This window comes from Pseudomonas floridensis (assembly GCF_002087235.1).
Taxonomy (GTDB): domain Bacteria; phylum Pseudomonadota; class Gammaproteobacteria; order Pseudomonadales; family Pseudomonadaceae; genus Aquipseudomonas; species Aquipseudomonas floridensis.
The window spans coordinates 21,255-29,075 of the sequence record NZ_MUIO01000073.1 but is presented as its reverse complement, the minus strand read 5'-3'; the positions used below and the strand labels follow the sequence as shown (position 1 = coordinate 29,075).

Annotated in this window: 9 protein-coding genes; 8 read left to right on the top strand and 1 reads right to left on the bottom strand. The window is 60.8% G+C overall.

Going from position 1 to position 7,821, the window contains the following annotated elements; translation table 11 throughout:
* From BZK31_RS18030 to BZK31_RS18020, 3 genes are all read left to right on the top strand, one after another.
* Positions 1–205 (top strand): ACT domain-containing protein (locus tag BZK31_RS18030; protein WP_157900762.1); only part of this gene is annotated, 205 nt, incomplete at its 5' end.
* Positions 206–230: 25 nt separating this feature from the next.
* A complete protein-coding gene (locus BZK31_RS18025; RefSeq protein WP_083184298.1) occupies positions 231–611 on the top strand; it encodes a RidA family protein in 381 nt (126 codons plus the stop codon).
* Between the two features lie 55 nt (positions 612–666).
* Complete coding sequence (locus tag BZK31_RS18020) at positions 667–1,404, top strand: hypothetical protein (protein ID WP_083184297.1); 738 nt, start codon at positions 667–669, stop codon at positions 1,402–1,404.
* Between the two features lie 65 nt (positions 1,405–1,469).
* Here the strand turns inward: BZK31_RS18020 and BZK31_RS18015 are convergent, their stop codons facing one another.
* Positions 1,470–2,318: an SDR family oxidoreductase gene (locus BZK31_RS18015; RefSeq protein WP_083184296.1), complete on the bottom strand. Its 849-nt coding sequence runs from the start codon at positions 2,316–2,318 to the stop codon at positions 1,470–1,472.
* A 210-nt stretch (positions 2,319–2,528) separates the two neighbouring features.
* On the opposite strand from BZK31_RS18015, the gene exbB reads away from it, so the two are divergent.
* The 5 genes from exbB to recG all read left to right on the top strand — a co-directional run bounded on the left by exbB (position 2,529) and on the right by recG (position 7,766).
* A complete protein-coding gene (gene exbB, locus BZK31_RS18010; RefSeq protein ID WP_083184295.1) occupies positions 2,529–3,485 on the top strand; it encodes a tonB-system energizer ExbB in 957 nt (318 codons plus the stop codon).
* Between the two features lie 3 nt (positions 3,486–3,488).
* Positions 3,489–3,914: a TonB system transport protein ExbD gene (gene exbD / locus BZK31_RS18005; protein ID WP_083184294.1), complete on the top strand. Its 426-nt coding sequence runs from the start codon at positions 3,489–3,491 to the stop codon at positions 3,912–3,914.
* Positions 3,911–4,663, top strand: a complete 753-nt coding sequence (locus BZK31_RS18000; protein ID WP_083184293.1) for an energy transducer TonB — start codon at positions 3,911–3,913, stop codon at positions 4,661–4,663. The genes exbD and BZK31_RS18000 overlap by 4 nt, the downstream gene beginning before the upstream one ends.
* 92 nt (positions 4,664–4,755) lie before the next feature.
* Entirely contained in the window at positions 4,756–5,679 is a 924-nt protein-coding gene (locus BZK31_RS17995) for a hydrogen peroxide-inducible genes activator (protein ID WP_083184292.1), read from the top strand.
* A gap of 11 nt (positions 5,680–5,690) precedes the next feature.
* A complete protein-coding gene (gene recG, locus BZK31_RS17990) occupies positions 5,691–7,766 on the top strand; it encodes an ATP-dependent DNA helicase RecG (RefSeq protein WP_083184291.1) in 2,076 nt (691 codons plus the stop codon).
* Positions 7,767–7,821 lie beyond the last annotated feature (55 nt).

Here is a 7,821-nt window from a genome sequence, read left to right as displayed (position 1 = left end):
CCAGCGCGGCCTGATCGCCCTGCTGGCCAGCAGCGTCAACGCCGCCGACGGCAACATCGAAAAAATCAGCATGGATGAGCGCGATGGCCGCATCAGCGTGGTCCAGCTCGTGGTCAGCGTGCACGACCGTGTACACCTGGCCCGGGTGATCAAGAAACTACGCGCACTGACCGGGGTCACACGCATCACTCGCATGCGCTCGTAAGCCAATCCATTCTCAGGAGTTCTTCATGACCAAGACCGTCATCACCAGCGACCAGGCCCCCGCGGCCATCGGCCCTTACTCCCAGGCGATCAAAGCTGGCAATACCGTCTACATGTCCGGACAGATCCCTCTGGACCCGAAAACCATGGAACTGGTCGACGGCATCGAAGCCCAGATCACTCAGGTCTTCGAAAACCTGAAATCGGTTGCCGAAGCGGCTGGCGGATCCTTCAAGGACATCGTCAAGCTGAACATCTTCCTGACCGACCTCGGCCACTTCGCCAAGGTTAACGAGATCATGGGCACCTACTTCGCGCAGCCTTATCCGGCACGCGCCGCCATCGGTGTGGCCGCACTGCCGCGTGGCGCGCAGGTCGAGATGGACGCGATTCTCGTCATCGAATAAATCCCCCGGCGGAGCGTGCCCTGCGCCCCGTTCTCCCTGAAGGAAGGAATCTGTTATGCGTTCCGCGCTCGCCATTTCGCTGCTGGCCGTTGTACTCGGCGGCTGTTCCAGCATTGCTGACCGCAACCCGGACGGCACCTGGATCAACCAGACCGCCATCGATGCGGCGGTCAAACAAGGCAACCTGCGCCAGGCGCTACTCGCCAATGGTCCTAACCTCGAATGGCAGATCAACTCCAAAACCAATCAGGCCGTATATTCCAACGGTTTTGAGCTAGGCGAAGGCAAGATCGTCAGCGCTGCCGAGGGCAAGCTGCACATCGACTTCTACGGCAATTTCTTCGAAGACCTGAGCGTCAAGGGCGACCAGCTGGTTCAAGCGGCCAGCGAATCCGGCCCGGAGCAACACTTCGAGAAACCGAAGAACTCCGTACCTGAAGGTGCGCAACCTGGCAGCAGCTTCGAAAAAGCGTTGTATGGTGCGTACATGGGCGGTAAGTGGACCATCGTCGAAGGCGACGGCCAGGGCAGCACCGTGCAGTTCATGCCTGACGGCAGCGTGCAGGGCCTTCCCGAAAATGATCGCTTCGCGCTCTGCCTTGCCGGCGATTGTGCGGCGATGAGCGGCGAATACGACAGCATGTGGCTGGAAAAAGCCGAACAAGGCAACCCATGGATCTTTGCTCGCAAAGGCAAGCAACTGGAAATTTTCCAGGCAGTGAACAACGCCGGAGCCGACCAGATGCCAGAGTTGCGCCCAGGCACACGTCGCTGGTTGCTCGAACAGCAGTAACCCGCACGCCCTCGAAAAAGCGCCCGTCATGGGCGCTTTTTCATGGCTGAATCATCGGTCCCGCCTTACCCCAGCAGCGCCGCATACCCCGCCCGATAGTCCGGATACACAGGCGTCCAGCCCAAGGCTTTCGCTCGCGCATTGCTGCAACGCTTGCTGCCCACGCGCTGCACGCTGACGTCCTCGGACCATTCGGTGACGCCCAGATACTCGCGTATCCATGACACCACGTCGGCCAGCGCGGCCGGATCGTCATCCACACCCAGATAACAGTCGTCCAGCGCAACACCGCGCTCATCGGCTTCAAGCAGATGCGCCAGCAGGCCCGCGGCATCGTCGGCATGAATGCGATTGGCATAGACCGGTGGATCGACCCTGACGCTGTGCCCCTGACGAACCCGATTGGACAAGTCTGCACGCCCAGGTCCGTAGATACCGGTCAGCCTGACCGCCGTGGCGGGGAATCCACTGTCGCGAGCGAGGTGCTCGGCCTCGAGCATGATCGTGCCGGAAAAACCGACGGGCTCAGTGACCGACGTTTCATCGACCCATTCACCATTCTGTTGACCGTAAACGCCGCTGCTGGAGACAAAAAACACGCGTCTGGGTCGCTGTCCTTGCTCGTTGAGCCAGCCCAGCACATGGCGAAGCCCGTCAACGTAGGCCTTTCGGTAACCGATTTCATCGCGCTGCGAGGGAGTCGCGCAATACACCAGGTAATCAATCGGACCCGTCGGCCAGCCAGCCGGTTTTTCAGCCTGGAACAGATCGCCTTCCACAGCCACTATGCCCTGCGAGAGCCCGGAAATCGTACGCCGCAGCCCATAGACGGACCATTCGTGAGCGAGCAGGCGAGTGGCCAGTCGAGAGCCGATATCGCCACAACCAGCGATCAAAACGGTGGGGGCAGGCATTTCATATCTCCACATGACGGTGATCAGACACCGTGTAAGTCATCAGAAAACATCGGGCATTCAAACCAATATGTAAAAAAGTTACTGTATTACTTTTGTTAACAAGAACGATTTGCAATAATGGCGACCCATTTGTTCCCCAAAGAACGTCGAACGCAACGCACGGCGACTGGAACGACTCACTCTTTTCTTCTCCCAGGTCAGGCCAGCATGACACGTATTCAATCAATCGCTTCGCCAACCAAGCTACTCAGCCTGCCTCGCGCATGGCGTGGTATTGCGGCTCTCGTATTGAGCCTGATGCTCGCACCCGTTGCGCTTGCGGACCAGTCAGCGCCTGCGACACCGCCTGCAGCCACGGCACCTGCCACGAACGGTGCAACTTCCGCGCCCGCTCAGGCCGATGTCGCCGCACCTGCGCCAGCGCTGGAGCCTGCGGTCGAAGACAACAGCCTGGGCATGTCTCACGACCTGTCGCCATGGGGCATGTACCAGAACGCCGACGTCGTGGTTAAGGCCGTCATGATCGGTCTGGCGATTGCCTCGATCATCACGTGGACCATCTGGATTGCCAAGGGTTTCGAGCTGCTGGGTGCCAAGCGCCGCCTGCGTACCGAAATCGCCAACCTGAAAAAGGCCCGCACCCTTTCCGAAGCTGGCGAGACCGCCGCGAAGCAAGGCACGCTGGCAAACCTGCTGGTCCACGACGCCATGGAAGAAATGCGGCTGTCGACCAACAGCCGCGAACGAGAAGGCATCAAGGAGCGCGTCAGCTTCCGCCTCGAGCGTCTGGTCGCCGCCTGTGGCCGTAACATGAGCACTGGCACCGGCGTGCTGGCCACCATCGGTTCCACCGCGCCATTCGTGGGTCTGTTCGGTACCGTATGGGGCATCATGAACAGCTTCATCGGCATCGCCAAGACCCAGACCACCAACCTCGCCGTCGTGGCACCGGGCATCGCCGAAGCGCTGCTGGCCACTGCGCTGGGTCTGGTCGCTGCGATTCCCGCCGTGGTCATCTACAACGTCTTCGCCCGATCCATTGCCGGTTACAAAGCTCAGGTCGCCGACGCCTCGGCCCAGGTGTTGCTGCTGGTCAGCCGCGATCTGGACCACCAGCCGGCGGCCGACCGCAGCCAGTCGCCGCACATGGTCAAGGTGGGCTGAACCTTGGGCATGCATCTGAAGGAAGGCGACGACGATCTCGCCGAAAACCACGAAATCAACGTCACGCCGTTCATCGACGTCATGCTGGTGCTGCTGATCATCTTCATGGTCGCGGCTCCGCTGGCCACGGTGGACATCAAGGTTGACCTGCCTGCGTCCACCGCGACGCCGCAACCCCGGCCTGAAAAGCCGATCTTCCTCAGCGTGAAGACCGACAAGAGCCTGTATCTGGGTGAAGAGAAGGTCGCACGCGAGCAGATCGGTCAGGTGCTCGACGCCCGCACCAAGGGCAAGAAAGACACCACGATCTTCTTCCAGGCTGACAAGGGTGTGGACTATGGCGACCTGATGGAAGTCATGAACACGCTTCGGGGCGCGGGTTACCTGAAAATCGGTCTGGTAGGCCTTGAGACGGTTGGTAAGAAATGATCACTACGCGCCAAAAACTGACGCGCTATAGCGGTAGTCTGTTGTTGGTGCTGGCCGTGCACGCTATCGCGATCATCGTCGCGCTACGCTGGCCGGCCTCTCAGGCTATCGAACTGCCACCAGCCGCCATGATGGTCGAACTCGCGCCTTTGCCAGAGCCCGCACCGCCGCCACCGCCGCAGGTCGTTCAGCCGCCTCAGCCACCTGCACCGGAAGAACAGGTGCCGGTGCCGGAGATCGCCGAAGCGCCGAAGCCGGAAATCGTCGTGCCCAAGAAGGTAGAGAAGCCCAAGCCCAAACCGCAGCCGCCCAAGCCGCAGAAGAAGCCTGAGCCGCCAAAACCCGAGGAAAAGCCCGCCGAAGACAAACCGGTGGATACCCCTCCGACCACGGCCAAACCCGAGAAATCGGCTGCTCCGACGCCGCCTGCACCGGCTTCGCCGCCCAGCAACGCATTGCCAAGCTGGCAGGGCGATCTGCTGCGCCATTTGAGCAAGTACAAGAAGTACCCGGAAGACGCACGCCGCCGTGGCATGCAAGGGGTGGCTCGACTGCGTTTCGTGGTAGATGCTCAGGGCAATGTTTCGTCGTACTCGATTGCCAGCAGTTCCGGCAGCCCGGCTCTGGACCGCGCCACCATGGAGATGATCCGTCGTGCGCAGCCGTTGCCCAAGCCACCGGGGGAAATCCTGAACAACGGCACCATCGAAATCCTCGCACCGTTCGTATATTCGCTGGATAAACGCTAAATCACACTTTTGTTACTCAAGAGTGCTTCTGATAACGTGCGTCTATCGATTGCACCCGCTATGCTGGGGCCGCAACTTCATGGACGCACGTTATGACCCTTACAGAATTGCGCTACATCGTTACGCTCGCCCAAGAGCAGCATTTCGGCCACGCCGCTGAACGCTGCCATGTCAGCCAGCCTACGCTGTCGGTGGGTGTCAAAAAACTCGAAGACGAACTGGGTGTGCTGATTTTCGAGCGCAGCAAGAGCGCTGTGCGCCTGACTCCGGTCGGCGAAGGCATCGTTGCCCAGGCTCAGAAGGTACTGGAACAGGCCCAGGGCATTCGCGAGCTGGCTCAGGCCGGCAAGAATCAGCTGACCGCACCGCTTAAAGTCGGCGCGATCTACACCGTCGGCCCTTACCTGTTTCCTCACCTGATCCCGCAACTGCATCGGGTAGCCCCGCAGATGCCGTTGTACATCGAGGAAAATTTCACCCATGTGCTGCGCGACAAGCTGCGCAACGGTGAACTGGATGCCGTCATCATCGCGCTGCCATTCAACGAAGCCGATGTATTGACACTGCCGCTGTATGACGAACCCTTCTCGGTGCTGATGCCTGCGGACCACCCATGGACCCAGAAAGAGACCATCGACGCGTCGGCGCTCAACGACAAGAGCCTGCTGTTGCTGGGTGAAGGTCACTGTTTCCGTGATCAGGTTCTGGAAGCCTGCCCTACACTGACCAAAGGCAGCGAGGGTGCCAAGCACACCACCGTGGAGTCCAGCTCGCTGGAAACCATTCGCCACATGGTCGCGTCGGGGCTGGGCATTTCGATTCTGCCGTTGTCGGCAGTCGACAGTCATCACTACGCGCCTGGTGTGATCGAAGTGCGTCCGCTGACGCCGCCGGTGCCGTTCCGCACGGTCGCCATCGCGTGGCGTGCGAGCTTCCCAAGGCCCAAGGCAATCGAGATTCTCGCTGACTCCGTGCGCCTGTGTTCAGTGGCTCGTCCGAAAACAGAAGCGAGCTAGGCGGTAGAAAAATGAGCGAGCTTTCCAACGTCTCGGTCACGGCGCTCAAAGGCGTCGGCGAGGCCATGGCTGAAAAGCTGGCCAGGGTCGGTCTGGAAAATCTGCAGGATGTGCTGTTTCATCTGCCGTTGCGTTATCAGGATCGGACCCGCATCGTGCCCATCGGCGCGTTGCGGCCAGGCCAGGACGCGGTGATCGAAGGCGTCGTCAGTGGCGCCGATGTGGTGATGGGCAAACGTCGTAGCCTGCTGGTGCGATTGGGCGACGGCACCGGCGTGGTCAGTCTGCGCTTCTACCACTTCAGCAACGCTCAGAAAGAAAGCATGAAGCGCGGCACTCACCTGCGCTGTTTTGGCGAAGCGCGACCCGGTGCTTCCGGCCTGGAAATCTATCACCCGGAATACCGTGCGATCACGGGCGATGAGCCTGCACCCGTCGAGCAGACGCTCACGCCGATTTACCCGACCACGGAAGGCCTGACCCAACAGCGTCTGCGCCAGCTGTGTCAGCAAAGCCTGGCGATGCTCGGCCCCAAGAGCCTGCCTGACTGGCTGCCGGATGAACTGGCACGCGATTATCAACTTGCCCCGCTGGACGACGCGATTCGTTATCTGCATCACCCGCCTGCCGACGCTGACGTGGAAGAGCTGGCGTTGGGGCATCACTGGGCGCAGCATCGTCTGGCCTTCGAAGAACTCCTGACCCATCAGCTTTCCCAGCAACGGTTGCGTGAAAGCCTGCGTTCGCAACGTGCACCGGCGTTGCCGCTGGCCAGGAAACTGCCGAAGCAATTCCTTGCCAATCTCGGCTTTCCGCCCACCGGTGCACAGCAGCGGGTGGGCAAGGAAGTGGCCTACGACCTGAGTCAGCCCGAGCCGATGCTGCGTCTGATTCAGGGCGACGTCGGCTCGGGCAAGACCGTCGTTGCGGCGCTGGCGGCATTGCAAGCGCTGGAAGCCGGTTATCAGGTGGCGCTGATGGCCCCTACTGAAATTCTCGCCGAGCAGCACTACATCAACTTTCAGCGCTGGCTCGAGCCGCTGGGCGTCGGTGTGGCCTGGCTGGCGGGCAAACTCAAGGGCAAGGCGCGCGTCACTTCGCTGGAGCAGATTGCCAGCGGCACCCCGATGGTTGTCGGCACCCACGCGTTGTTTCAGGACGAAGTGCAGTTCAAGAACCTGGCGCTGGTGATCATCGACGAACAACACCGGTTCGGCGTCCAGCAGCGTCTGGCATTGCGCAAAAAAGGCGTGGGCGGTCTGATGTGCCCGCATCAGTTGATCATGACCGCTACGCCGATCCCCCGAACCCTGGCCATGAGTGCCTACGCCGATCTGGACACCTCCATTCTTGACGAATTGCCGCCAGGCCGCACGCCGGTCAATACCGTGCTGGTCGCCGACAGCCGCCGTATGGAAGTGATCGAACGCGTGCGGGCGGCCTGCGCCGAGGGCCGTCAGGCGTACTGGGTGTGCACCCTGATTGAAGAGTCGGAAGAACTGACTTGCAAGGCCGCCGAGACCTCGTTCGAGGAATTGAGCAGCGCGTTGGGTGAGTTGCGTGTCGGCCTGATTCACGGACGCATGAAGCCCGCCGAGAAGGCCGCGATCATGGCCGAGTTCAAACAGGGTGCGTTGCAACTGCTGGTAGCGACCACGGTGATCGAAGTGGGTGTCGACGTGCCCAACTCAAGCCTGATGATCATTGAAAACCCGGAACGCCTCGGTCTGGCCCAACTTCACCAATTGCGCGGGCGTGTCGGACGCGGCAGCGCGGTCAGTCATTGCGTGCTGCTCTACCATCCGCCATTGTCACAGATCGGCCGTCAGCGCTTGGGGATCATGCGTGAAACCAACGACGGGTTTGTCATTGCCGAGAAGGATCTGGAGCTGCGCGGCCCTGGCGAAATGCTCGGAACCCGACAAACGGGCCTGCTGCAATTCAAGGTCGCTGACCTGATGCGCGACGCCGATCTGCTCCCCGCCGTTCGCGACGCAGCCCAAGCCCTGCTTGAGCGTTGGCCGCAACATGTCAGTCCATTGCTGGAGCGCTGGCTGCGTCATGGCCAGCAGTATGGCCAGGTGTGATGCAGGCAACGCTTTGGCAACCGCACGCGACCCAAATCAAATAAGGTGGTTATAC